Annotated in this window: 22 protein-coding genes and 1 pseudogene; 18 read left to right on the plus strand and 5 right to left on the minus strand. The window is 58.4% G+C overall.

The window, feature by feature from the left end:
* The first annotated feature begins 92 nt into the window (after nucleotides 1–92).
* A complete protein-coding gene (gene fepB, locus JBO43_RS11290; protein WP_202674321.1) occupies nucleotides 93–1,052 on the plus strand; it encodes a Fe2+-enterobactin ABC transporter substrate-binding protein in 960 nt (319 codons plus the stop codon).
* Nucleotides 1,053–1,150: 98 nt separating this feature from the next.
* Here the strand turns inward: fepB and entS are convergent, their stop codons facing one another.
* The gene (gene entS / locus JBO43_RS11295; RefSeq protein ID WP_202674322.1) at nucleotides 1,151–2,395 is read right to left on the minus strand and encodes an enterobactin transporter EntS; all 1,245 of its coding nucleotides are present in this window, start codon (nucleotides 2,393–2,395) and stop codon (nucleotides 1,151–1,153) included.
* Between the two features lie 111 nt (nucleotides 2,396–2,506).
* On the opposite strand from entS, the gene fepD reads away from it, so the two are divergent.
* Genes fepD through fepC form a run of 3 tightly spaced genes read left to right on the plus strand, consistent with a single transcriptional unit; the run spans nucleotide 2,507 to nucleotide 5,297 of the window.
* Nucleotides 2,507–3,511, plus strand: a complete 1,005-nt coding sequence (gene fepD / locus JBO43_RS11300; protein ID WP_202674323.1) for a Fe(3+)-siderophore ABC transporter permease — start codon at nucleotides 2,507–2,509, stop codon at nucleotides 3,509–3,511.
* A complete protein-coding gene (fepG, locus tag JBO43_RS11305) occupies nucleotides 3,508–4,500 on the plus strand; it encodes an iron-enterobactin ABC transporter permease (protein WP_202674324.1) in 993 nt (330 codons plus the stop codon). The genes fepD and fepG overlap by 4 nt, the downstream gene beginning before the upstream one ends.
* The gene (gene fepC / locus JBO43_RS11310; RefSeq protein ID WP_095281160.1) at nucleotides 4,497–5,297 is read left to right on the plus strand and encodes an iron-enterobactin ABC transporter ATP-binding protein; all 801 of its coding nucleotides are present in this window, start codon (nucleotides 4,497–4,499) and stop codon (nucleotides 5,295–5,297) included. Before fepG ends, fepC begins: the two co-directional genes overlap by 4 nt.
* A gap of 91 nt (nucleotides 5,298–5,388) precedes the next feature.
* Here the strand turns inward: fepC and entF are convergent, their stop codons facing one another.
* The 3 genes and pseudogenes from entF to fes all read right to left on the minus strand — a co-directional run.
* Nucleotides 5,389–9,264: an enterobactin non-ribosomal peptide synthetase EntF gene (gene entF, locus JBO43_RS11315; protein WP_202674325.1), complete on the minus strand. Its 3,876-nt coding sequence runs from the start codon at nucleotides 9,262–9,264 to the stop codon at nucleotides 5,389–5,391.
* On the minus strand, nucleotides 9,261–9,473 hold the full coding sequence (locus JBO43_RS11320) for an MbtH family protein (RefSeq protein ID WP_202674326.1): 213 nt from the start codon (nucleotides 9,471–9,473) through the stop codon (nucleotides 9,261–9,263). The genes entF and JBO43_RS11320 overlap by 4 nt, the downstream gene beginning before the upstream one ends.
* Before the next feature lie 36 nt (nucleotides 9,474–9,509).
* A pseudogene (fes, locus tag JBO43_RS11325) lies at nucleotides 9,510–10,721 on the minus strand (enterochelin esterase); the annotation flags it as partial.
* 250 nt (nucleotides 10,722–10,971) lie between these two features.
* Here fes and JBO43_RS11330 point away from each other — a divergent pair.
* The 8 genes from JBO43_RS11330 (at nucleotide 10,972) to JBO43_RS11365 (ending at nucleotide 17,210) form a co-directional block, all read left to right on the plus strand.
* A complete protein-coding gene (locus tag JBO43_RS11330) occupies nucleotides 10,972–13,224 on the plus strand; it encodes a TonB-dependent siderophore receptor (protein ID WP_095281156.1) in 2,253 nt (750 codons plus the stop codon).
* A gap of 53 nt (nucleotides 13,225–13,277) precedes the next feature.
* On the plus strand, nucleotides 13,278–13,934 hold the full coding sequence (gene entD, locus JBO43_RS11335) for an enterobactin synthase subunit EntD (RefSeq protein ID WP_202674328.1): 657 nt from the start codon (nucleotides 13,278–13,280) through the stop codon (nucleotides 13,932–13,934).
* A 412-nt stretch (nucleotides 13,935–14,346) separates the two neighbouring features.
* Nucleotides 14,347–14,547 carry a hypothetical protein gene (locus JBO43_RS11340; RefSeq protein ID WP_095281154.1) on the plus strand — a complete coding sequence of 67 codons (201 nt, stop codon included), beginning with the start codon at nucleotides 14,347–14,349 and terminating at the stop codon, nucleotides 14,545–14,547.
* Nucleotides 14,548–14,561: 14 nt separating this feature from the next.
* Nucleotides 14,562–14,930, plus strand: a complete 369-nt coding sequence (locus JBO43_RS11345) for a hypothetical protein (RefSeq protein WP_103946718.1) — start codon at nucleotides 14,562–14,564, stop codon at nucleotides 14,928–14,930.
* A gap of 63 nt (nucleotides 14,931–14,993) precedes the next feature.
* Nucleotides 14,994–15,260, plus strand: a complete 267-nt coding sequence (locus tag JBO43_RS11350; RefSeq protein ID WP_202674329.1) for a hypothetical protein — start codon at nucleotides 14,994–14,996, stop codon at nucleotides 15,258–15,260.
* Between the two features lie 141 nt (nucleotides 15,261–15,401).
* A complete protein-coding gene (locus JBO43_RS11355) occupies nucleotides 15,402–15,965 on the plus strand; it encodes a fasciclin domain-containing protein (RefSeq protein ID WP_202674330.1) in 564 nt (187 codons plus the stop codon).
* Nucleotides 15,966–16,008: 43 nt separating this feature from the next.
* The gene (locus JBO43_RS11360; RefSeq protein ID WP_095281150.1) at nucleotides 16,009–16,563 is read left to right on the plus strand and encodes a sigma-70 family RNA polymerase sigma factor; all 555 of its coding nucleotides are present in this window, start codon (nucleotides 16,009–16,011) and stop codon (nucleotides 16,561–16,563) included.
* Nucleotides 16,560–17,210, plus strand: coding sequence for an anti-sigma factor (locus tag JBO43_RS11365; RefSeq protein WP_202674331.1), 651 nt, complete (start codon nucleotides 16,560–16,562; stop codon nucleotides 17,208–17,210). Before JBO43_RS11360 ends, JBO43_RS11365 begins: the two co-directional genes overlap by 4 nt.
* Nucleotides 17,211–17,216: 6 nt before the next feature.
* On the opposite strand, the gene JBO43_RS11370 is transcribed toward JBO43_RS11365, so the two are convergent.
* Entirely contained in the window at nucleotides 17,217–17,912 is a 696-nt protein-coding gene (locus JBO43_RS11370) for a GNAT family N-acetyltransferase (protein ID WP_202674332.1), read from the minus strand.
* 214 nt (nucleotides 17,913–18,126) lie between these two features.
* Here JBO43_RS11370 and JBO43_RS11375 point away from each other — a divergent pair, with 214 nt between their 5' ends.
* The 6 genes from JBO43_RS11375 to JBO43_RS11400 all read left to right on the plus strand — a co-directional run bounded on the left by JBO43_RS11375 (nucleotide 18,127) and on the right by JBO43_RS11400 (nucleotide 24,035).
* Nucleotides 18,127–19,695, plus strand: a complete 1,569-nt coding sequence (locus tag JBO43_RS11375) for an ABC transporter substrate-binding protein (protein WP_095281147.1) — start codon at nucleotides 18,127–18,129, stop codon at nucleotides 19,693–19,695.
* 138 nt (nucleotides 19,696–19,833) lie between these two features.
* Nucleotides 19,834–20,856 (plus strand): ABC transporter permease, encoded by a 1,023-nt coding sequence (locus JBO43_RS11380; protein ID WP_202674333.1) that lies wholly within the window; start codon nucleotides 19,834–19,836, stop codon nucleotides 20,854–20,856.
* Nucleotides 20,856–21,689 (plus strand): ABC transporter permease, encoded by an 834-nt coding sequence (locus tag JBO43_RS11385; RefSeq protein WP_095281145.1) that lies wholly within the window; start codon nucleotides 20,856–20,858, stop codon nucleotides 21,687–21,689. The genes JBO43_RS11380 and JBO43_RS11385 overlap by 1 nt, the downstream gene beginning before the upstream one ends.
* Nucleotides 21,682–22,506 (plus strand): ABC transporter ATP-binding protein, encoded by an 825-nt coding sequence (locus JBO43_RS11390; protein ID WP_103949485.1) that lies wholly within the window; start codon nucleotides 21,682–21,684, stop codon nucleotides 22,504–22,506. Before JBO43_RS11385 ends, JBO43_RS11390 begins: the two co-directional genes overlap by 8 nt.
* Complete coding sequence (locus JBO43_RS11395; protein ID WP_202674334.1) at nucleotides 22,493–23,197, plus strand: ABC transporter ATP-binding protein; 705 nt, start codon at nucleotides 22,493–22,495, stop codon at nucleotides 23,195–23,197. The genes JBO43_RS11390 and JBO43_RS11395 overlap by 14 nt, the downstream gene beginning before the upstream one ends.
* A 382-nt stretch (nucleotides 23,198–23,579) precedes the next feature.
* Complete coding sequence (locus JBO43_RS11400) at nucleotides 23,580–24,035, plus strand: hypothetical protein (protein WP_202674335.1); 456 nt, start codon at nucleotides 23,580–23,582, stop codon at nucleotides 24,033–24,035.
* Nucleotides 24,036–24,062 lie beyond the last annotated feature (27 nt).

Raw genomic sequence — 24,062 nt, forward strand, 5'->3', positions numbered from 1 at the left:
ACAGCGCATCTTGTGCGACTATCGCTTGCATCCCTTCGACGCAATCATGAAAATGAGAAGCATTAACCTCAACAAAAACAGGATGCCGCTTTGTGAAACTCCCTGCTGTTTGTCGTAACACCCTGCTTTTAGCAGGACTTTTTGTTTTAGGACTAACCTCAGCCACCGCCGCCGACTGGCCGCGTCAGGTGAGCGATAGCCACGGGACGCACACGCTTGAAGCCAAACCCACGCGCATTGTCTCCACCAGCGTGACCCTCACCGGCTCGCTGCTGGCAATTGACGCACCGGTCATTGCCAGCGGGGCGACCACCCCGAATAACCGCGTGGCGGACGCACAGGGCTTTATGCGCCAGTGGGGCGACATCGCGAAACAACGCAAACTGGCTCGTCTGTATATCGGCGAACCGAGCGCGGAAGCCGTGGCTGCACAAATGCCGGATCTGATTCTGATTAGCGCCACCGGCGGCGATTCTGCGCTGGCGCTGTACGATCAGCTGTCGGCTATCGCGCCGACGCTCATCATCAACTACGACGACAAAAGCTGGCAGGAATTGCTGACGCAGCTGGGGACCATCACCGGGCAGGAAAAACAGGCCGCCGCGCGCATCGCGGAATTTGATAAGCAACTGGCGCAGGTTAAACAGAACATGAAGCTGCCGCCGCAGCCGGTCAACGCCATCGTTTACACTGCCGCCGCGCACAGCGCGAACCTGTGGACCACTGAATCCGCGCAGGGCAAATTCCTGCAACAGCTGGGCTTCCAGCTGGCTGAACTGCCTGCCGGTCTGACAACCTCAAAAAGCCAGGGCAAACGCCACGACATCATTCAGCTGGGCGGTGAAAACCTGGCGACGGGTCTGAACGGACAAGGGCTGTTCCTGTTTGCGGGTGACCAGAAAGATGTCGACGCGATTTACGCGAATCCGCTGCTGGCGCATCTCCCATCCGTCGAAAACAAACGCGTCTGGGCGCTCGGGACGGAAACCTTCCGCCTGGATTATTACAGCGCGATGCTGGTGTTGCAGCGTTTAGAGGCCATTTTCAAATAAACGGCACCTTCCCCGTAGGCCCGGTAAGCGAAGCGCCACCGGGCGTTTTCTGCCGGGTGGCGGCTACGCCTTACCCGGCCTACATAACGACAAAAACCTTAAACTTCTTCGATAACGACGGGCTCCTGACGGAACCGACGTAACTCCGCTAACGTCATCAATAAAATTACCCCGATGATGGCTAACACAAACCCGCTGCTGCTCGCCGACGCTACTGGCGTCATAATGACCCCCAGCCCGCCTAAAATCGCCGCGCCAATCGCATCGCCCGTCACGTTCTGAGCGGTCCACAGGCCGTTGATTCGCCCGAGCATCCCTTCCGGCGTTTGCGTCTGAATCAGGGTGTATTGCAGCAGAGAACTGATGGCGCTCAGCCAGCCAAACAGCGCCAGACACACCACGCCCAGCGCCCAGAACGGCATCAGGCTGAAGAAGCCGATAGCGATAAACGACGCCAGCGTGGCCGAAAGCATAATCAGCCCCGGACGTGCGCTCTGCGCCAGATTACCGCTGGTCAGCGCGCCAAACGCTGCGCCGAGCGGGATGGCCGCGTACAGCAGGCCAATTTGCGAAGCGCCCATCTGCCACTCCAGCGCCAGCGCCGGATAAAGCACGCGCACCGCGCTCGCCATCGTCAGCAGTCCGCCCAGCAGCGCAATGCCGCCAATCAACGGATTATTGAACAGAAAACGGATCGCCGCCATCAGGGATTTCAGCGGATGTTCGCGCGGCTGCGGCGGTGGCGGCAGCAATGGCAGGCGCAGCAAGGTCAGCGTGGTGATAAATGTCCCCGCCGCCGCCAGTCCGTAGTTCCAGGCCACGTTTCCGGTCGCCAGCAGCAGGCCGCCGACCATCGGCGAAATGACCGACCCCAGACGCACCGTGAGCATAGTGATTGCCCCGGCCTGCATCAGATTCTCACGCCCGACCAGCGCAGGTGTTGCCGCCAGCAGCGCCGTCACACCCAGCGAGGCAAAGAATCCGTCCCACAAACCGAGCGCATAGATCGCGACAAGCGACGGCTCCGGCAGCATGGCGTTCAGGCACAGCCCGACAAAGCCCACGCCGCACGTGCCGCGCGCCAGCAGGATCAGCTTTTTGCGCTCGTAACGGTCCGCCAGCACGCCACCGACCATCAGGCCGATAAACATCGCGCTGCCCGTCAAAGTTACAGAAAGACCGACCAGCCAGCTGGAGTTTGTCATGGCCTGGATCTGGACCGGGACGGCAACACCGAGCAGGCCGAGGGATAAAATGGAGATAAAACGGGCGATAAACACGGCGCGAAACGCCGGGTGAGTCTTGAGCAGACTGAGGTTGAGCAGCCAGGATTGTCGGGTCATTACAGGGCCTTAACGGTTTCTTTTATACCAATTCCTTGGCCGCACATGCTAACATAGCCAAATAAGATAGATAACGATAATTACTATCATTATCAAATCATGGATGTTGCTATGTCGTCTTCCTCTTTGACGGTGCGCGCCACTGCCGTGCCCGTTTTACTGATACTGCTGTTTTTTGCTGTTGCACTCAGCCTGCTGGTCGGCGCGAAACCGCTGCCCGCGTCCACGATCGTCGATGCCCTTTCCGGAACATGTCAGAGTGCAGACTGCATTATTGTGCTCGATGCGCGGTTGCCGCGAACCCTTGCCGGGCTGCTGGCCGGTGCAGCGCTGGGCCTTGCCGGGGCGTTGATGCAAACCCTGACCCGCAATCCGCTTGCCGACCCCGGTATTCTCGGCGTTAACGCCGGTGCCAGTTTTGCCATCGTCCTCGGCGCGGCGCTGTTTGGCTTCTCCTCCCCCACCGAACAACTGCTGATGGCCTTTTGCGGCGCGTTGGCTGCATCCCTGTTGGTAGCCTTTACCGGCAGCCAGGGCGGTGGACAGCTCAGCCCGGTGCGTCTGACGCTGGCGGGCATAGCGCTCGGCGCGGTGCTCGAAGGCTTATCCTCAGGCATCGCCCTGCTTAACCCTGACGTCTGGGATCAGCTGCGTTTCTGGCAGGCGGGTTCGCTGGACATTCGCACGCTGCAAACCCTGAAAGTGGTCACCATTCCGGTGCTGATCGCCGCCGCCGTGGCGCTCTTTTCCAGCCGGGCGTTGAACAGCCTGAGTCTCGGGACAGATACCGCCACCGCGCTGGGCAGCCGCGTGGCGCGCACCCAGTTGATGGGTTTACTGGCGATCACCGTGCTGTGCGGAAGCGCGACCGCCGTCGTCGGCCCAATTGCCTTTATCGGCCTGATGATGCCGCACATGGCGCGCTGGATTGTCGGGTCCGATCACCGCTGGTCGCTTCCGGTCACGCTACTCGCCACTCCGACCCTGCTGCTGTTTGCCGATATCATCGGGCGCGTGCTGGTGCCGGGTGAGCTGCGCGTGTCGGTAGTTAGCGCCTTTATCGGCGCGCCGGTGCTGATCTTCCTGGTGCGACGCCAGCGCGGAGGTGCCCTGTGATGTCTCCGTCCCGACGTTTAGTGTTCTCCTGCCTGCTGCTGGTCGCCGCCAGCCTGCTGATTGCCGTCTGGAGCCTGCGCAGCGGCGCGGTGACGCTCGATTTCAGCCAGGTCTTTAACGCCCTCACCGGCAGCGCACCGCGTAATATCACTATGGTCGTCACGGAGTGGCGCCTGCCGCGCGTGGTGATGGCGATTCTGGTCGGCGCGGCGCTCGGCGTGAGCGGCGCGATTTTCCAGTCGTTACTGCGCAACCCGCTCGGCAGCCCGGATGTGATGGGCTTCAACACCGGGGCGTGGAGCGGTGTGCTGGTGGCGATGGTACTGTTTGGTCAGCATCTCACGGCGATTGCCTTCGCGGCGATGGCGGGCGGCATTCTCACATCGCTGGTCGTCTGGTTGCTCGCCTGGCGCAACGGCATCGAAACCTTCCGTCTGATCATTATCGGCATCGGCATCCGCGCTATGCTGATGGCGTTTAACACCTGGCTTCTGCTGCACGCCTCGTTAGAAACGTCGCTTTCCGCAGGGCTGTGGAACGCGGGTTCACTCAACGGCCTGACGTGGGCGAAAACTCTGCCCGCCACGCCAATTATCGCGCTGATGATGGTCTGTTCCTGGCTGCTGGTGCGCAAAATGCGCCTGCTGGAGATGGGTGACGACAGCGCCTGTGCGCTGGGGGTGAGCGTTGAGCGTTCGCGCCTGACGCTGATGCTGGTCGCCGTGGTGCTAACCGCCGCCTCCACCGCTATCGCCGGGCCGATTTCGTTTATTGCGCTGGTCGCCCCGCACATCGCGCGACGGATCAGCGGCACCGCCCGCTGGGGTTTGACCCAGTCGGCGCTGTGCGGCGCGTTGTTATTGCTGGCCGCCGACCTCTGCGCCCAGCAGCTGTTTATGCCTTATCAACTTCCGGTGGGCGTCGTGACTGTCAGCCTTGGCGGGATTTACCTCATCGTCTTGTTAGTCCAGGAGTCCCGCAAGAAATGAATGCCACAACATCCCGCTTGCGCGGCGAAAAACTGACCCTCGGCTACGGTAAAAAAATCGTGGTCGACGAGCTGACCGTGTCGATTCCCGACGGCCATTTCACGGCGATTATTGGTCCGAACGGCTGCGGAAAATCGACTTTGCTGCGCACCCTGAGCCGTCTGATGACGCCCCAGCACGGCAGCGTGTTTCTCGACGGGGAGCAAATCCAAAGCTATGCCAGCAAAGAGGTGGCACGGCGGATTGGACTGCTGGCGCAAAATGCCACCACGCCGGGAGATATCACCGTGCAGGAGCTGGTAGCGCGCGGGCGGTATCCGCATCAGCCGCTGTTTACCCGCTGGCGCAAAGAGGACGAAGAGGCCGTGGCCCGCGCGATGCAGGCAACGGGGATCACCGATCTGGCAAGGCAAAGCGTCGATACGCTGTCCGGCGGTCAGCGGCAGCGCGCGTGGATCGCGATGGTGCTGGCGCAGGAGACGGCGATTATGCTGCTCGACGAGCCGACTACCTGGCTGGATATTAGCCATCAGATTGATTTACTTGAGTTGCTGAGCGATCTGAACCGCACTCAGGGCTATACGCTGGCGGCGGTGCTGCACGATCTGAATCAGGCGTGCCGCTACGCCACGCATCTGATTGCGCTGCGTGACGGAAAGATTGTGGCGCAAGGCGCGCCGAAGGAGATTGTGACACCAGAGCTTATCGAGCGTATCTACGGAATGCGCTGCATGATTATTGACGATCCGGTAGCGGGAACGCCGCTGGTGGTGCCGCTGGGGAAACGTGCAGTTTGATCCCCTCACCCCGGCCCTCTCCCAAAGGGAGAGGGAGTCAGAGTCCCCTCTCCCTGTGGGAGAGGGTTAGGGTGAGGGCAACAGCGCGCAACTACCCCAAAATCCCCTTCAATACCGGTCCAATCTGCTCGAACGCCTGCGGAGAAACGATATCCACGTGGGCGCAATCCTGACTGTAAACGTCAAGCTCACCCACCCACTCGCCCCACGCCTGATGCGGGTCCATCGTTCGCGTGCGTTCGGCAACAAACAGCGTCGCTTTACCGTCAAACCGCGAGCTGTGCGCCGTGGTCAACAGGCGCACAGCATCGGCGTAGTTGCCTTCGATGGCGGTAAACAGCTCGCCTGACGCTTGCCCCTGCTGGGCCGCCATGAAAGCTTCGCGTTCGCGTTCAATTTCCGCCAGCACTTCCGGGTCCAGCCCGTTGGCTTCTTTCTCCGCCCAGTTTTGCGTCTCCGGCGGCCAGGTATCCAGCAGGCCGAGGAACGCCACTTCCTCACCCTGCTCACGCAGACGCGCGGCGATGCCCTGCGCTAAGGTCCCACCGAGCGAGTAACCGAACAGGTAATACGGCCCGTGCGCCTGCTGGGTACGCAGAGTGTGCAGATGATGTTCGATCACCGCATCCAGCGTCGCGCCCTGCGCCATCGGGCCTTCCGGGCGTGGTGACTGAATCCCGGTAATCGACCAGCGCGGGCTGAGATAGCGCGCCAGCACGCTAAACTGCCAGGCAAAACCAGACGCCGGATGGAAGCAGAACAGCGTTGGGCCGGTGCTTTGACGCAGTGGGAGAACTGTTTCATACCCCAGACGCTGCGCTTGTTCGTCGCTCATCGCGGAATCCAGCAGCGTGCTCAGTTGGTTGACCGTCGAAGCGACCATGATTTGCCCCGGCGTGACTTTGCGGGAGAACGCGCGGCTGAGCTGCGCCGCGAGACGCATCGCCAGCAGCGAGTGGCCGCCGAGAGCGAAGAAATCGGCTTCGATGTCGTTCATCTCGCAGCCTAAAAGCGCGGAGAACGCCTGCGCCACCGCGATTTCCGTCGCCGTTTCCGGTGCACGGCCCGACGCTTTGCTGGTCAATTCTGGCAACGGCAGCGCTTTGCGATCGAGCTTACCGTTGGCGCTCAGCGGCAGTTCGCTGATTTGCAGCAGCACCACCGGCACCATATGCGGCGGGAGCTGCGCTTTCAGGGCGTCGAGCAGCGCGTCGCGGTCCAGCGGTAAACCGGAGTCCGACACCACATAGCCCACTAATTGTCGCGCATCGCCGCCGGTTGCTGCCGCCTGATTGAACACACAGGCATGGGCCACCGCCTGCGCCACGTCAGGTAAGGCCTGCATCGCGCGGTCGATTTCGCCAAGCTCTATGCGCTGACCGCGAATTTTGAGCTGATCGTCGCTGCGCCCGAGATACTCCACCGCGCCGTTGTCCAGCCAGCGGGCGACGTCACCGGTGCGATACATACGTTCGCCCGGTGCGAACGGGTCGGCAATAAAGCGGCTGGCGGTCAGGTCCGGGCGGCCCAGATACCCCTGCGCCAGCTGAATGCCGGTCAGATAGAGATCGCCCGCCACGCCAAACGGCACCGGGCGCATCATCCCGTCGAGAATGCGCAGGCCGGTATTCCACACCGGGAAACCAATCGGCACGCTGTTACCTTCGACTAACGCCAGCGCGTCGCCAAACGCCGGATACCAGCTCACGTCTACCGCCGCTTCCGTCGGGCCATATAAATTGTGCAGCGGCGCGTGAGTCAGCACTTCCCACTCGCGACACAGTTCGGTCGGCAGCGCTTCCCCGCTGCAGAACACCTGCTTCAGGCTGGTGCAGCAGTGGGCGTTTTCCGGCGTTAACGAGGCGACAAACGCCGCCAGCATCGACGGCACAAAGTGGGTGGTGGTGACGCCGTATCGGGCGAAGAACTGCTGCATCGCCAGCGGATCGCGATGGGCGTCCGGCTCGGCCATCACCAGTTTTGCCCCGGCGATAAACGGCCACCAGAACTCCCACACTGAGACGTCAAAACTGCACGGCGTTTTCTGCGCCACCACATCATTCACGTCCAGCGGGTAGTGGTTTTGCATCCACAGCAGGCGGTTGACGATAGCGGTTTGCCCGACCATCACCCCTTTCGGGCGCCCGGTTGAACCGGAGGTAAAGATGATGTAGGCGGTCTGTTCCGGGGTGCTGAGATTCAGCGGTTCGCTGCCGTTCGCAGGCAGTAATTCGCCGTAGCACAGGGTCGTAAGATCCGACACGCTGCTAAAGCGCGGGAGCTGATCGTCGGTAGTAATGAGTAAAGAAGGGCGCGCGTCTTCCAGCATCATGTGCAGGCGGTCGTCGGGGTAGCCCGTATCCAGCGGCAGCCAGGCGGCACCCGCTTCAACAATCGCGTGCAGGGCCAGGGTCAGGAATACCGAGCGCGGTAGCGCCACTGCCACGCTGTCGCCGGGTTTCACGCCGCGTTCACGAAGCCCGTTTGCCAGGGCGACAACCTGCTCGCGCATCTGGCGATAGCTCAGTTCCGTGTGGGCATCTGCCAGCGCCGGGGCATCCGGCGTTTTGTGCGCCTGCTCCGCCACCAGCGCGCTCAGGGTGGTGGCTTCGAGCATCACGCCAGTGTCGTTGATCTGCGCCAGCTGGTGATACTCCTCTTCGGAGACGGTTTCCGCCTCGCCGCAAGGCAGCGCAGGATTGGCAGCAAACTGCGCCAACAGCGCGTTCAGGCGCGCCACGTGGCGGGTGAGCGTCGCCTCATCGTAGCGCTGTTTGTTCGCCAGAATCTCAATACTTAAACCGCCCTGCTCGTCCGGGAACAGCGCCAGTTCGAGATCGTTCACTGGCCCCGTCGCCAGCGTGTGCGTTATCGCCTGCACGCCGTCGATATCGAGCTGATAATCAAAGACCTTCACGTTCAGCACTGGGCCAAACAACGCTTCGTCTCCGGCGGCACGACCACTGTCACGCACAATCTGCTCGGCGTCGTAACGCTGATGACGACGCATCTTTTTCAGCTGATTTGCCAGGCGCAGGGCCAGTTCCGGCAAGGTTTCCTGCGCTTGGATATTGATCGCCATCGGCAGAACGTTGAGCACCGGACCGGTGGCGGTGAGCGCCGCCGATCCCATGCGGCGCATGAAGATAAAGCCCGCTGCGTAATCCAGCCGACCGGTCAAGCGGCCCAGCCACAGAGCCACCAGCGCGAGGGCCAGATCCGTGCGCTGAACCTGCGGGCAGGACGCGGTCAGTTGGCTGAATGCGCGGCGATCGGCCAACAGTTTGAGACGTAAAATATCGGTGGACGCAGCGCGGCCCGGCAGCGGAGCAGGCGATAGCGAAACCGGCGACGGCAGCTGTTTGCGCTGTTCAGCCCAAAATGCGCCGTCGCGCTGATACGCTTCGCTTTCGCGATAGCGCTGATACTCTTCCACCACTTCTGCAAACGGTGTAAACGGCGATGCTGGCGTCGGTTCGTCTTTCGCCCATGCGGCGTAAATGGCGGCGATCTGGCGGGTAATGGCCGGGAAACTGAAGCCATCGACGACTAAGTGATGATAGCGCTGATACCAGTACCAGCGGTTGCTATCGACCTGAATCAGGAGCTGAAATGCCAGTGGCTGGCCGCTGTCGACGCGCAGGTTTTGTGCAAGATCAGCGTCCATCAGCGCCACGGCGGCAGTGTGCGGATCGGCGCTGTCGCGCAGGTCGATAATGTGCGGCTCAGCCAAAACCAGCGATTCATCGATCCACTGCCATACCTCGCCGTTGTCTTCGCTAAAACGGGTGCGCAACGTGTCGGCCTGCATCATGCCTTCGACGATGGCTTTCGAAAACAGTGGCGCATTAATTTCGCCTTTCAGTTCAACGTAGTGCGCCACGCTCCAGGCGTTCGGCAGGGTCGAAAGCTGTTCTGCCATCCAGATTCCCGGCTGGGCGGCGACAAGAGGAAGATGCGTGCTCATGCATTTTCCTCCGCAAAATGAGACGGGATAAGTGTTTGCCAGTTTTCGCTAAGCCACTGCTGGCAGGTATCCTGCGACTGCGGTTCACACACCTGTCGCCAGCCCGCAGGCTGTGCGCACTGGGCGGGCCACAGGCTGTACTGACCGTTTTCGTTTTGCAAAATAGCGAATAGTCCTTGCGGGTTGTCGAAGGGATTACTGAATTCCATACCAAACTCCTGTCGAAAAAAATCGCCTGCCTGGCGTTAGTGAATGAGTGGCTGCCAGAGGGTAATAAGCCCCTGCGTCAGCCCGCCACGCCAGCAAAGCGCATCATGTCCGCCGTCAACCTGACGCCAGAAAATCGACTGCTGTGTGTGTTGTAGTTGGGCGTAAATGGCCTGATTGGCGCGGAAGATAAGCGGCTCGCGCTGGCCCGCTTCAAGAACGATGCGAAGGTGTTCGGCGGATTTTTCACCCGCTTTGAGTTGTTCGATAAGCAGCCCGTCCTGCTGCGCGCCGCGATGCGGCCACCAGTAGGAACCCGACTGACTGAGCACGCAGCCGAAACGTTGCGGCCAGTTGAGTCCGGCGTACAGGGACGACAGGCCACCAAAACTTTGTCCGGCGACAACCGTGCGATCGCCGCGTTCGCTGAAAGGTGCGATGGCGTGGATCTGCGGGAGTAACTCTTCCTGCACCGCCAGCCAGAAATCCGGGTTGCAGGGCAACTCGCGGCTGCGATGGGCGGTGTCGATCACATCGATCAAAACGTAGACCGCCGGCGGCAATTGCCGTTCGTTCGTAAGCGCCGCCAGCGCGGGCCAGACGGGCATACTTTCAGCCCAAAACTGCCCGTCGAGCAGAATCGCCAGCGGGCGCTCGGTCGGGTTTTCCTCGCCGGTGGTAAATACCCACACGCGGCGCACATTCCCCAGACGCTGACTGTGCCACTCAATACATTGCGGCGCAGAGTACGGCGTACCGGGATGATTCCAGCCCGGCTGAACCGGTGCATTCGGCATTTCCAGCGCCGACACCGGATGGCCCCGTCCACCGCGCCAGCTTTGCGGATTCAGCGGATCGGCAATCGCTTTCGGCAGCAGTTTGCGCCAGCCTTCACGCAGCGCGATGCGGTCCGGCGCGTCGGCGGTAAAGACGATATCGTCGAAATCCTGGGCGTTATAGGAGGGGATAAAACAGTAGCTGCCGCGCCACTCGGGGCTGAATTCCCCCTGCCATTGCCAGACGTCGGTGTCGGGGAGACGGGTTAAGGATTGTGGTCGGGCATTTTGATGGTGGTCGGTCACGCCGGTGATGTAAATCCACACCCGCTGAACCTGCGATGTGCGCTGCGTCCCTGCCGGATCGCGCCACCAGAACGTCACACGAAAATTATCCTGTTCGCGCACCCATTCCGGACCTTTTTTTGACTGCCACCAGGCATCACTTCCCGTTGTTAGCGCCGTCACCCGTTTAACCTCATGTTTTTCGCGTCTTTTTTGTTACAAGACAAAATATATTGATAATATTATTGATAACTATTTGCATTTGCAATAGCGTAGTGCCCGCGCTGTGGGAAGCGCGCTCAAAAAACAACCATGCCACGCATTGTGTGCGCTCGAGGACAGGGCTGCTTACGCAACGTGCCGGTGATAAGTCATGCCGCCTCCTCTCCCGTTAGGGAATGGAGCCAAGGGGACGCGGCAACGAAAAGCAGGACGTACAATGAATAAGAAGATTCACTCCCTGGCCTTGCTGGTCAACCTGGGGATTTACGGCGCGGCTATGCCCGCAATGGCAGAAGACAAAACCGCCAGCAGTGCCGCGCACGAAGACACCATGGTGATCACCGCCGCCGAGCAGAACCTGCAGGCGCCGGGCGTTTCCACCATCACCGCAGACGAAATCCGTAAAAATCCTCCCGCTCGTGACGTGGCCGAAATCATTCGTACCATGCCGGGCGTGAACCTGACCGGGAACTCCACCAGCGGCCAGCGCGGGAACAACCGCCAGATCGACATTCGCGGCATGGGCCCGGAAAACACCCTGATCCTGATCGACGGCAAACCGGTCACCAGCCGTAACTCCATCCGTCTGGGCTGGCGCGGCGAACGCGATACCCGTGGCGATACCGGCTGGGTGCCGCCTGAAATGGTTGAGCGTATCGAAGTCATTCGTGGCCCGGCGGCCGCGCGTTACGGTAACGGCGCAGCGGGCGGCGTGGTGAATATCATCACCAAAAAATTCGACAACCAGTGGCATGGTTCGTGGAACACCTATCTGAACGCACCGGAGCATAAAGACGAAGGCTCCACCAAGCGTACTAACTTCAGCCTGAGCGGCCCACTGGGCGGCGATTTCAGCTTCCGCATGTTCGGCAACCTGGACAAAACCCAGGCCGACGCGTGGGATATCAACCAGGGCCATCAGTCTGAGCGTACCGGGATGTATTCCAGCACCCTGCCTGCCGGTCGTGAAGGCGTGGAAAACAAAGACATCAACGGCGTCGTGCGCTGGGACTTTGCCCCGATGCAGTCCCTGGAGTTTGAAGCGGGCTACAGCCGCCAGAACAACCTCTACGCGGGCGATACGCAGAACACCAACAACGACGACAGCTCCAACGGGCTGGTGAAGAAGAATTACGGCAAAGAGACCAACCGTATCTACCGCCAGAACTGGGCGCTGACCTGGAACGGCGGCTGGGATAATGGCGTGACCACCAGCAACTGGGCGCAGTACGAACACACGCGCAACTCGCGTCTGGGCGAAGGGCTGGCGGGCGGTCTGGAAGGGCTGTTCAACAGCGATAAGTTTACCGATACCGATCTGTCCGACGTTACGCTGCACAGTGAAGTTAGCCTGCCGTTCGATTTCCTCGTCAATCAGAACCTGACGCTGGGCACCGAATGGAACCAGCAGCGCATGAAGGATTACGCCTCGAATTCACAGACCCAACAGGGCGGCGCGATCCCAGGCATGAGCGACGATCGTAGCCCGTACTCTCAGGCGGAGATCTTCTCCCTGTTTGCTGAAAACAACATGGAGCTGACCGACAGCACCATGCTGACCCCGGCGCTGCGTTTCGATCATCACACCATTGTTGGCAACAACTGGAGCCCGTCCCTGAACCTGTCGCAAGGTCTGGGTGATGACTTCACCCTGAAAATGGGTATCGCCCGGGCGTACAAAGCGCCGAGCCTGTACCAGACCAACCCGAACTATCTGCTCTACAGCAAAGGCCAGGGTTGTTACGCCAGCGGTGACGGCGTCGGCTGTTACATGATGGGTAACGACGACCTGAAAGCCGAAACCAGCATCAACAAAGAGATCGGCCTTGAGTGGAAACGCGACGGCTGGCTGGCGGGCGCGACCTGGTTCCGTAACGACTACCGCGACAAAATCGAAGCGGGCTATGCGCCAATCGGCCAGACCTCTTCCGGCAAAGTGCGCACCGATATTTATCAGTGGGAAAACGTGCCGAAAGCCGTCGTAGAAGGGCTGGAAGGGACACTGAACGTGCCGGTGACGGACGCGGTGAACTGGACCAACAACATCACCTACATGCTGCAAAGTAAGAACAAAGAGACCGGCGACCGTCTGTCGATCATCCCGGAGTACACGCTGAACTCAACCCTGAGCTGGCAGGTACAGCAGGATGTGTCTGTGCAGTCGACCTTCACCTGGTACGGCAAGCAGCAGCCGAAGAAATACAACTACAAAGGTCAGCCGGTGACCGGGTCTGAGAAAGACGAAGTCAGCCCGTACAGCATCGTCGGCCTGAGCGCGACCTGGGACGTGACCAAGTACGTCAGCCTGACCGGCGGCGTGGACAACGTCTTCGACAAACGCCAGTGGCGCGCGGGTAATGCCCAGACCACCGGGAACGCCACCACCGGCGCGTACATGTACGGTGCAGGTGCTTACACCTACAACGAACCGGGACGCACCTGGTACATGAGCGTGAACACCCACTTCTGATAGACTGTAAGCCCTCTTCCCTCGAAGGGGGCTTTTTTCAATCAGGGGGACCGATGCAAACCACTCACAGCCTGCTGACACTCGGCGGCGTCTGCGTTCAGCGCATTGATTTTGATCCCACCACATTTGATAACGCCGATCTGCTCTGGCTGCCCCATCACGCCGCCCTGAGCCACGCCTCCGCCAAACGTAAAGCCGACCATCTGGCCGGACGCATCGCCGCTGCTCATGCCCTACAGAATTTTTCGATTAACGCTGTGCCGGGTATTGGCCCCAACGGCGAACCGCTGTGGCCAGCAGGTTTTGCGGGCAGTATTTCTCACAGCGGAAGCCAGGCGTTTGCGCTGGCAGTGAAGCGCAATAACGCGCTGGTGGGCATCGACGGCGAGCAGCTTATCGCCGCACAGGAAGCGGTTGAGATTCAGGACGGCATTATTAATCCGCAGGAAAAAACCGTGCTGATGCGCACGGTATACCCTTTTGCGCTGGCCCTGACGCTGGCCTTCAGCGCCAAAGAGAGCCTGTTCAAAGCCCTCTTCCCACGCGTAAATACCTATATGGGTTTTGACAGCGCCTGCGTGACCAATATTTCCCGCAGCACGCTCACCCTGTCGCTCGCCCGTCCTCTGGCCGGTTTTTCGCATCATCACCCTTTTATCCTTCACTGGTGTGAGAACAACTCAGGCGTTATTACCCTGCTCTGCGAATAAATCGTCATACAATTAACACTGTCTCAGGATTAATCTTAAAAAAGCGCTTTATTTTATTTTCCCGCAAATAAAACATTTATTCCGTTTATTTTCGTTAATTATCTGTAATCGATTACTTTGCGTGAGACAATAAACATCTACGATTATTAATGTAGACAATGTAAAAACCCCTCACAGAAAACAACAACTGCATAACAACGATGAAGATTTATATTTTTATCGTTTAAATTCAAATAAATAAAACAACACATAACACCAGGTCCGACCTCTTTATTTTAGTTAAATAACTCCATATGATGCTTTCACGGACATATAACCCCGTTAAAAATGCCGCTCAAATAAGGAATTCATTATTTAAAACGGAATAATGACGCTGCTAATGAAATGCATAACCCTCAACAGGACGACTGAAATGAATAAAATGATTATGGCGCTGGCTATTGCCGGTGCAACGCTGATGTTATCCGGCTGCATTATTGCTCCGCCGAGCGATGCACATCATCACCACAATAAAGATCACATGATTACCCGCGATGGGGTTTCATTACCTGACTGTGAAACATTAGCCGATGCCAGCCAGGCCGATAATGGTTCACGCTGCTGGTACCGTTAACAGGACACTGAATAATGAAAATGAATTATTGGGTCGTGCTGGCCGTCGTCGGCGGTATTTTTTCTCAGCCTGTGTTTGCTATCAGCGAAGCCTATCGCGCACAGCTGGAACAGTCGGGCTGTACACAGGTTGATGAAGCTAACGGAACGTGCCACGTCGGGCATACCCGGCATCACCCTCGGGACGATGAGTCTACGGGTGACATAGCGCGTGAGATCGATTCAAACATCGCAGGCAAATACCAGGGCGAAGCCGTTGATTATATGGAAGATGCAGGATGGCACTCCACCAACGGCGAGCGCACCCGCTGGCGCAAAAACGGTTACACCGCCGAGTTTGATATGACCTCGTCAGGCACGCTGGAAGGCGTGTCGGTCCGCTAATTTTAAGGGAGTGATGACAGCAGACAGGGATGTCTCCCCCCATAAAAAGAAACGCAAACACCTATGATACACGCAAAAAAAGAGAGTAAACGCACCCTTATTGGCAAGATATTCCTGTGGCTGTTTTTCACGTTCTGCGCCTGGTTCTTTTACAGCGCAATCAAAGCCATCTTATTTCTCTACGATCAGCGCGCCCTGAATATTTCCGGAGAGATATTCAACATTGAGGAACTCATCACCCTGGTGATGATGGGGATGCTGCTGATCATCGGCTGTTTCCTCGGATTTCTGGCCTGGCTGACGCGCGGGAAAAAGCCAGAATCGGCGTAATACTCAGCCTCTTCCCTTATGCGGGGAAGAGGTTTTGTGTGCGCCAAAAAAATATTTTCATTATTCTGCATCCAGTTTCGCCCTCTCTCTCGTATGTCGATATGTGAGCAACTCCTTCGCTCCCTACTACGAGGATGTATGATGAAAAAGCTAATCAATATCGCATTCGTATCCAGCGCATTACTCTTCACCGCAGGCGCATTTGCTGCGATGGAATCCGGTTCAGTCATGGTGGGTGGAGCCGCAATGTTCCCGCAAAAAAACATCGTCGAAAATGCGATGAACTCGAAAGATCACACCACGCTGGTTGCTGCCGTTAAAGCGGCGGGTCTGGTCGATACGTTGCAAAGTAAAGGCCCGTTCACTGTCTTCGCCCCAACCAATGCGGCGTTCGCTAAATTGCCTGCGGGGACGGTCGACAACCTGGTAAAACCGGAGAATAAAGCGATGCTCGCCAGCATCCTCACCTACCACGTGGTGGCCGGTAACTATGATATGAAATCCCTCGAAGCAAAGATTAAGCAAGGCGGCGGTCACGCAGAGCTGAAAACGGTCAACGGTCAACCGCTGTGGATCATGAGCAATGGGCCGCATAACATTCAGCTTAAAGACGGGAAAGGTAACGTGGCGAACATTAGCACTTATGACGTCCATCAGAAAAATGGCGTGATTGACGTTATCGACACCGTTCTGATGCCTAAGTAATTGTCTATACTTCGGATGGGAAAACAGGACATCCGGGAAAAATATGGATAATGCGCTGACAGAACAGCACGTTAGATTAATGCAGGCGGTCGCGAAAGGCGATCGCCGCGCATTTGAACAGCTGTACCGGCTAACGTCACCGCATCTCTTTGCCGTCGCCCTGCGTATGTTGCGTCAGCGCGCCTGGTCGGAAGAAGTGCTGCATGATTGCTTCATCACCGTCTGGAGCAAAGCAGGATCCTACGACCCCACGCTCAGCGCCCCCATGACCTGGCTGACCCATATTGTCCGCAACCGCTGTATCGACTGGCTGCGCAGTGGGCAAGCTCGCGCGGCTAACCGCGAGGAAGAGTATACCGACCAGCTTGAGATCCACGCGGACGACGACAGGAATAACTGGCATGACGACGCCCAGGCGGAACGTCTGCGCCATTGCCTTGGACACCTTAGCAACGACCAGCGTCAGAGCATCACGCTCGCGTATTATCAGGGAATGTCCCACAGCGATATCGCAGACTGGCTGCAACAGCCGATTGGATCGGTCAAAAGCTGGGTCCGCCGCGCGATGGAACATCTCCGGGAATGTGTAGGCCTATGAACGACCACAATGAAAAACGCGATGATGCGCTGGCGGCGGAATACGCACTCGGTACGCTGCGGGGCAATGCGCGGTTACGATTTCAGAAGAGGCTGATGCATGAACGCGATCTGGCCGAACGCGTCGCGCGTTGGGAAACGATGTTTAGCACCCTCGACAGCCATCTGAAGCCGGTTCAGCCGCCTGAATCCGTGTGGAAGAAAATTGCGATCAACCTTCCTGCGCAACCCACTGTGCGGCGTAATCGCCCTTATCTCGGCTGGATGGCCGCTGCCGGTTTAGCCGCCGTGGCGCTCGTCACCTGGTATACAACCCGTGAACCTGAACTGACGCCACTGGTGGTGCTTAACGATACACAGCAGCACGGACAATGGGTCGTCAGTGCGGATAGCCAACGCCAGCAGTTGAGTTTAACGCCGCTACGCCCGGCAGCGTTAACACCCAACAGCAGCCTGCAACTGTGGCTGATCCCCGCCGGAGGCACGCCGGTTTCACTCGGCCTGTTGAACAGCCAGGCGCCGACTCAGGTGAAGCTTAGTCATATGACTCTTGCCGCCGATGCCGTTATTGCGATCAGTCTCGAACCGCAGGGCGGTTCACCGACCGGGCAACCTACCGGGCCGGTGCTGTTCAGCGACAAGATTTAGCGCGGGTTATCTGAAGGACTCCAGGCGCCGAATCTGTCGCCCTTCACTGTCAAAATTATTCGCCGCCAGCCAGCTGCACAGCTCAGCGTCACGCTCCTGCCATTCGGTATCAATGATGGAGAGCATATCGCTGTCGCGGTTACGTCCTTTGCGCACCAGCTTCTGGCGCAAGCGTCCTTCCCAGACAAAACCGAGGCGCTCCGCTGCATTGCGCGAGGCCACGTTCATCGAATCACATTTCCACTCCAGCCGACGATAGCCGTGCTCGAATGCATTTTTCAGCAGCAGCCAGACGGTTTCCGTTCCCATTGCAGTGTTTTTCATCTGCCGTGACCAGGTGACGTGACCAATCTCCACCGATCCCATCAGCCGTTCAATCGCCATATAGCTGACCAGACCAACGGCGCGTTCGGTGCGCAGATCGATAACCGCATACGGCACCAGTCCGTCGTCCATCACCTTTCCCAACAGCCAGTGCGCGGTGGCCTCGACGCTTTCCGGCTGCGTACTGGCGAGCCACGTCCAGTCGCTGTCATCGCCCAGCGCATAGGCCTCAAACAGATCGGCGGCGTGTCGCGCTGCGTCCAGCTGCTCCAGCCGACAAAATCGCCCATTCAACGGCGTGCGAGTAAGCACCCGCGCCCCTTTCCAGTCAGGCACCGCATCGTTGACGGTTTGACCATGTTGATTTAATTCCGGCACGTCTTTGACTCCCAGCTATGTCATGCATTTGTTATATCAGGCGAAAAAGCGGGCGAAAAGCCCCCCATTCTGGCTGGCGCTTAATAGCCAATCCGTATGCTTTATATCTTGATGGCATAAGCAAAGCAGAATTTAGACTTTGAAGATTTTCTCGTCCGGCCTAACGTAGCGATGCCAAAAACAATCACAATAATTTTCACATTCAGGGATCGCTATGACTAAAAAACTGCTGCCGTTACTGGTATTGGCCGTGCTCTCTGCCGCCGCCAATGCCGCTACTCCGCCGAATACGCTGGTTGTCGCTCAGGGTCTTGATGATATCGTGAGCCTCGATCCCGCTGAAGCCAACGAGCTTTCCAGCATCCAGACCGTGCCAAGTTTGTATCAGCGCCTGGTGCAGCCGGACCGCGATAATCCGGCAAAAATCTCCCCGATTCTGGCCGAAAGCTGGGAAGCTAACGCAGCAGCAAAAACCCTGACCATCAAACTCAAACCTGACGCCAAATTTGCCTCCGGCAATCCGCTGCGCCCTGAAGACGTGATTTTCTCTTATACCCGCGCCATCACCCTGAACAAATCCCCGGCCTTTATTCTCAACGTGCTGGGCTGGGAGCCGGGCAATATCGCCAGCCAGCTGAAAAAAGTGGATGACCACACGCTGGAATTGCGCTGGACGGCTGACGTCAGCCCGGCGGTGGCGCTGAATATTCTCTCTACGCCGATTGCTTCCATCGTCGATGAAAAGCTGGTTTCAGCGAATGTGAAAGACAACGATTTCGGCAACGCATGGCTGAAGATGCACTCGGCGGGCAGCGGCGCGTACAAAATGCGCGTCTATCAGCCGCATCAAGCCATTGTGCTGGAAGCCAATGACAGCGCCCCTGGCGGCGCGCCGAAGCTTAAAAGCATCATTATCAAAAACGTCCCGGACCCGGCCTCTCGCCGCCTGCTTATCCAACAGGGTGACGCCGACGTGGCCCGTGACCTGGGCGCGGACCAAATCAGCGCCCTGGAAGGTAAAGCCGGTGTGAAGGTGCTGAGCATTCCGTCTGCCGAGCAAAACTACCTGGTGTTTAACGCCGGAAACAGCGCTAACCCGCTGCTGAATAACCCAGCGTTCTGGGAAGCATCGCGCTGGCTGGTCGATTACGACGGCATCACCAAAGACCTGCTGAAAGGCCAGTATTTCGTCCATCAGAGCTTCTTGCCAGTCGGCCTGCCGGGCGCGCTGGAAGATAATCCGTTCAAATTCGATCCGGCCAAAGCGAAGGAAATCCTCGCCAAAGCGGGCATTAAAGACGCGCACTTCACGCTGGATGTTGAGAACAAACCGCCGTTTATCACCATCGCTCAGTCGATGCAGGCCAGCTTCGCCCAGGGCGGCGTGAAGGTCGATCTGCTGCCAGCCGCGGGTAGCCAGGTGTACGCTCGCGTACGTGCCAAACAGCATCAGGCGGCGATTCGCCTGTGGATCCCGGACTACTTTGACGCACACTCCAACGCCAGCGCCTTTGCGTGGAACGACGGTAAATCGAGTACGGTGGCCGGTCTTAACGGCTGGAAAATCCCGGAGCTGAACAAAGCAACGCTGGCCGCGGTGGCTGAACCGGACCCGGCAAAGCGCCTGGATCTGTACACCAAAATGCAGCAGGAATTGCAGCATAACTCGCCGTACGTATTCGTCGATCAGGGTAAAACCCAAATCGTGGTGCGCGATAATGTGAAGGGGTATCAGCAGGGGCTGAATGCCGATATGGTCTGGTACGATAAAGTGACGAAATAATTCGCCCTGACTGCCGGGTGGCGCTGCGCTTACCCGGCCTACGGTTTGATGTTTTGTCCACGTTCACGGTTTTGTAGGCCGGGTAAGGTGTAGCCGCCACCCGGCATTGAAGGCCAGCTCAGGAATAACGTTCTCCCCATGCCACCTCTATCCACCCACGTGATGCGTGTTCTTCAGGGTCTTTTCACCCTGCTGCTCACCCTGTTCGGGCTGTTGCTCGTCACGTTTGCGCTCTCTGCTTTTTCACCCGTTGATCGCGTCTTACAGATCGTCGGCGATCACGCCAGCCAGTCGACTTACGATCAGGTTCGCCATCAGCTCGGGCTGGATCAATCTGTCGCAGTACAGTTCTGGCACTACCTGCTGAACTTGTTGCACGGCGATCTCGGCACCGCCAGCGCCACCGGGCAGCCCGTTTTACAAGATCTGCTGCACGCCTTTCCCGCCACGCTGGAACTCGCCACGCTGGCGCTGATTATCGGTTCCATACTCGGGGTGATCGCAGGCGTACTCTGCGCGCGCTTCGCCGGTTCGCCGCTGGATCTCGCCATCCGCACCCTCACTCTGCTCGGCAACTCAGTGCCCATTTTCTGGCTCGGTTTACTGATGCTGGCGCTGTTCTACGCGAAGCTGCAATGGAGCGCCGGGCCGGGGCGACTGGATGATATCTGGCAATACACCGTCGAACCGCGTACCGGTTTTGCGCTGATCGATACCTGGTTATCCGGCGACAGCGCGGCGTTCAAAAATGCCGTCAGCCATCTGGTGCTGCCGGTTTTGCTGCTGGCCTACTACTCGCTGGCGAGCATCACGCGCCTGACGCGCTCGGCGTGTCTTAGCGAAATGAACAAAGAGTACATCCTGCTCGCGCGTGCCAAAGGCGCGGGAGAGATGACGATTCTGCTGCGCCACGTGCTGCCTAATATTCGCAGCACGCTGCTGACGGTGATCGCCCTGGCGTACACCAGCATGCTCGAAGGCGCGGTGCTGACCGAAACCGTCTTCTCCTGGCCGGGCATTGGCCGCTATCTCACCACCGCGCTGTTCGCGGGCGACACCACCGCCATCATGGGCGGCACGCTGGTGATTGGCGTCTGTTTTGTGCTGATTAATAATCTGACTGACCTGCTTGTGCGGGCCACCGACCCCAGGGTGCGCTGATGCCTTTCTATCTGTTTGTGCGCCGACTGCGCCGCTCTCCCGCTGCGTTCTGCGGGCTTATCGCCATCACCCTGCTGCTGCTGATCGCCCTGTTTGCCCCGTGGCTCGCACCGCTCGATCCCAACTGGCAAAACGCCGCCGCCCGCTTACAGGCCCCCAACGCCCAACACTGGCTGGGCACCGACAGTTTTGGGCGTGACCTGCTTTCACGCCTGATTTACGGCAGCCGCCCGGCGCTGGGACTGGTGGCGTTAGTCACGGTTATTACCCTGCCAGCCGGGCTGCTGATCGGAATTTTATCCGGATATTACGGCGGCTGGCTGGAGCGCGTATTAATGCGTTTTACCGACGTGGTGATGTCGATGCCGCGCCTGATCCTCGCCTTCGCGTTTGTCGCCATGCTTGGCCCCGGACTGGTGAATGGCGCGCTGGCGCTGGCGCTGACCACCTGGCCGGCCTATGCGCGTCAGGCACGCAGTGAAATTCAGCGCCTGCGTCATAGCGATTATCTCGCCGCCGCCGAAATGATGGGCATTCGTGGCGGGAGGCTGTTGCTTGGACATATTCTGCCGCTCTGTCTGCCGTCAGCGATTGTGCGGCTGGCGCTGGATCTGGCGGGCATTATTCTGGCTGCTGCTGGGCTAGGGTTCCTTGGGCTTGGGGCGCGTCCGCCGATGGCCGAATGGGGGGCGATGATCGCCGACGGAATGCAGGTAATTTTCGATCAATGGTGGATTGCCGCGATTCCCGGCGGTGCGATTCTGTTCGCCAGCCTGGCCTTTAACCTGCTGGGCGACGGCCTGCGCGACATTCTGGAGCCACAGCATGACTGAATCCCGCGTTATCGTCGATGCGCTGAATATCGACTACCCCGCCGCGCGCGTGGTGAACAATTTAAGTTTTACGCTCGGGAATGAACGACTCGCCTTAGTGGGGGAATCCGGCTCTGGTAAATCGATGTCTGCCAGAGCGCTAATGGGCCTGGTGCGCCAGCCCGGCGTGGTGAGCGCTCGCCAGCTTAATGTGCTGGGCAACGATCTGCTGACGATGAACAACCGTCGCTGGCAGGGCCTTCGCGGCAACGGAATTGCGATGGTGCTTCAGGACCCGCGCTATGCGCTCAATCCGGTGAAAAGCGTCACCGCACAGCTGGAAGAGTCCCTTACGCTTCATCAATCGTTGTCGCGCAAGGAACGCGTTGAGCGAATCCATGAAATCGTCCACGCCGTTGGCCTGGAGCAGAACGTGCTGGCGCGCTATCCCGGTGAATTATCCGGCGGCATGGGCCAGCGGGTGATGATTGCCATTGCGCTCATCAACAATCCGCAGGTACTGATTGCCGATGAACCGACCTCTGCCCTCGACGCCCGCCTGCGCAATCAGATCCTCGAACTGCTGGTGCAGCAGTGCGAAGAGCGCCAGATGGCGATGTTACTGATTAGCCACGATTTGCCGCTGGTAGCGGAACATTGCGACCGCGTGCTGGTGATGTATCAGGGCGAAAAAGTCGATGAAATGTCTGCCCAACAGCTACCGCAGGCGACGCATCCCTATACCCGTACGCTGTGGACCTGCCGCCCAAATGCCAGCACCTTCGGGCAAATGCTACCCACGCTCGATCGCAAGGAGATGCGCAATGTCACTCGTTGAAGTACATCAGCTCCAGGTCGCATTTGGCGAAAAAACGGCAGTGTCAGCTGCCAGTTTTGCCATCGAAAAAGGTGAAACCTTTAGCCTGATTGGTGAATCAGGCTGCGGCAAATCGACCATTCTGCGCGTGCTCGCCGGGTTACAGCGTCAGTGGCGCGGCAACGTGTCACTGCTGGGTGAAAACCTTTCGTCTGGGGAACGATTCACCGGTGCGCTACGTCGTAACGTGCAGATGGTGTTTCAGGACCCGTGGGCGTCGCTGCATCCAAACCACACCATTTCACGCACGCTGACCGAGCCGCTCAAAATCCACGGCGAAACACAGATCACGGAGAAAGTGGCTGATGCGTTGCAGGAGGTGGGACTGTCAGCGGACGCGGGCCAGCGTTATCCGCATCAGCTTTCCGGCGGTCAGCGTCAGCGCGTGGCGATTGCCCGCGCCCTGCTGTTGCGCCCGCAGCTGCTGCTGCTCGACGAGCCGACCTCGGCGCTGGATATGTCGGTGCAGGCGGAGATTCTCAATCTACTCAACCGTCTGAAACAGCAGCATGGCATGACCTATCTGCTGGTGAGCCACGACGCGGACGTGATTGCCCATATGTCCGATCGTGCGGCATTTATGGCGCACGGTGAAATTCAGCGGTTGTTTGACCGGAAAGCGATGCTGAACGGCGAGCACCGAATGGGGTAGGTTTGTGCAAACCTATTTGTGACATCTTTGTAGGCCGGGTAAGGCGAAGCCACCACCCGGCAGCCCGTTTCTGGAAAGCGCCTCGCAAATCGAAAAGTAACCTTGTGAAATTCAAGGTTTAAGCTTTTATTTGCCATTTGAGGGTCGTAAAGTTCACCCGTTGCGAGACATCCGCAACCGGGCGTAGGAACCCGTTGGCATGAAGCGATAATTTTTTTCGCGACAGCGCATATCCCGTAAACATACGGTAGCGCTGGCGGAGCAGCCGAAGGCTGGCCGTTTTCTTTGTGCACGGTATTCCTACCTCCGCCAGCGCTACCCCCCTCTGAACGGAGGAACTCTCAGGGTGGTTAATTAATTTTTTGCATAACGAGGATGCCAAATGGCTACTATCCCAGCCCTGTCTTACGCACAATCAGAGGAAAGCTTCATCCAACAATTGCTCAATGCGCCCTTGCCAGAAACAGTCGATTTATTCGAGGCGGCGGATTCCTGCACCACGGTCGTCTGCGTTCTGGTCGAAACCCTGGACATCAACACGCGTAAAGCGCTATGCGAGCGCTTGCTACATTCACTCAACCAGCTTCGCGATCTGTGCGATAAAGATCTTCCGCCACATCTTATTGAGCAACTGATTGCCGGTGAGAAAATCAGCTCAAATGTGCCGGATCTGTGGCAGGAAACCGCAACGATGGTGGATTACGCGCAAGCCCTAACGCAGGCGGTTGAAGGTGGAAAGCTGCCAGCCAAAGTGGAGAAAGAGTTAACGGGATTGCTGCATGATATGGTCTGGCTGCTGGCGGATTTTGTGAAGGAGCCTTATATCACGACACATTGAGAGTCAGTCCGCGTTGCCGAAATTCTG

Source organism: Lelliottia jeotgali, assembly GCF_016771845.1.
GTDB classification, from domain to species: Bacteria; Pseudomonadota; Gammaproteobacteria; order Enterobacterales; family Enterobacteriaceae; genus Enterobacter; species Enterobacter jeotgali.